Origin of the sequence: Vibrio sp. 10N.261.51.A3, from assembly GCF_041471965.1 — a bacterium.
Lineage (GTDB): Bacteria > Pseudomonadota > Gammaproteobacteria > Enterobacterales > Vibrionaceae > Vibrio > Vibrio crassostreae_C.
This window is the reverse complement of sequence record NZ_JBFRPK010000064.1, coordinates 1-1,412: the sequence shown is the minus strand read 5'-3', so window position 1 is coordinate 1,412 and position 1,412 is coordinate 1. Positions and strand designations below refer to the sequence as shown.

1 protein-coding gene is annotated in these 1,412 nt (G+C 41.7%); it reads right to left on the bottom strand.

All coding sequences use genetic code 11. The features are described from left to right. Nucleotides 1–13: 13 nt before the first annotated feature. Complete coding sequence (locus tag AB4371_RS15985; protein WP_372150321.1) at nucleotides 14–1,321, bottom strand: IS4 family transposase; 1,308 nt, start codon at nucleotides 1,319–1,321, stop codon at nucleotides 14–16. Nucleotides 1,322–1,412 lie beyond the last annotated feature (91 nt).

The following is a 1,412-nucleotide window of genomic DNA, read 5'->3' as shown; positions in this document are numbered from 1 at the left end:
TAATGCCGTTCACTTAAGAGTGAACGGCATTTTTGTTCTTAGCATACCGTTGTGGTCTGGGTTTAACTCTTCTAGGGAATGTCCTTTCCCTTCGCCCTTCAAGTATTAAGCTTTCAGCCATGTTGTGGAACCCCTTTAGCTGACGAGGTATTGCGCCTGGTGTTGAATAAGGTAAGCCTACAAGTAACGCTGATACATGAGCTAACGTGCCGTTAAAACTCAGTTGATAAGGAAGGTAATTTCCCTTTAAATTGAAGCAGAGCTCGACCATCTGATATCGGATTAAATTGTAAGTAAGCAAGATGCCCCATAACTCCTGCTTGACCAGCTCTGGTAAACGACTTCGCAGCGTAAGACGGTTTCCAAGCATGTATTGTTTTTGCTCTCGGTAGCCCAGCTCTATTTCCCAACGATGCTCATAAAGGCCTGCAATATCTTTTGATGGGTAACGCAGGGAGTCCGTCATGGAGGTTAATACTTGGTAGTCTTTTCCTTTAATTTTACGAGTGACAAGTCGAGCGGTTATCGACTTTGGTAAATCAGGCCATAGCTTTCTAGCTCTTGGATTACTGTGTAATTGAACAAGTTTGTCATTTCGCCCTAAAGATTGAACAATGTCATATTGTGTATTTTTCTTGAGGGGGATAAGCCAATGGCGCTCTGAGCCAGAGTCTTGCCATTTATGTAATAAACCTAAAGAATAGAACCCCTTATCGAACATTGTTACGCTATGGTTTGGTGTTGTTTCTATCAGTTTTTCAGCTAATATCATTTCGTTTGTATTGTAATTATCAAATGCACTGGCCGTAATAATGTGACTGCTTAGTTCCATTTGGCAGACCATTCTCACTTGCGGATATTGCGTCCCTTTTTGTCGAGAAAATGCCTTTTCATTTTGCGGGTTATCGGGCGTTCGCCAAACAACGCCATCGACGCTAAGCAGAGTTAATCCATTCCATTGGGGTAACTTTGCACTGTTTAACCATGACGTAGTCATTCGCTCAAAGACCGCTTTAATTGCGTCTTCACCCAACGTCTTTCGACGTTGAGTTAACGCACTCGGTGCGACAAAAGCTTTACCTGTACGGTCGACAATATCAAGTTGGTTCACTAAATCTTTCATGGATTTACTGTTATAGATAGCCATTCCAACAAGCAGCCACACCATGGATTCTAAAGTTAATTTCCTCTTTCTCATCGTGACAGTATCAGTAAGAGAATAGGCTTCGTCGATGAGTTCAATTGGAAGCAAGTCAGACAAAGTCTCAACGCTGCTAGGTTTCCAATCATTAATTATGTTTAGAGCTTGAGAAACATCCATAAAAAAATCCAAGTGCATTAAATACACTTGGATTTTGACAGCTCTGAAGGATCCTTCAACCGATCGCTTTGGCTTTAACTGATCGGCATTA

Coding starts and splice junctions, on each gene's coding strand:
- AB4371_RS15985 (WP_372150321.1), bottom strand. CDS start 1,321: ATGGATGTTTCTCAAGCTCTAAACATAATTAATGATTGGAAACCTAGC.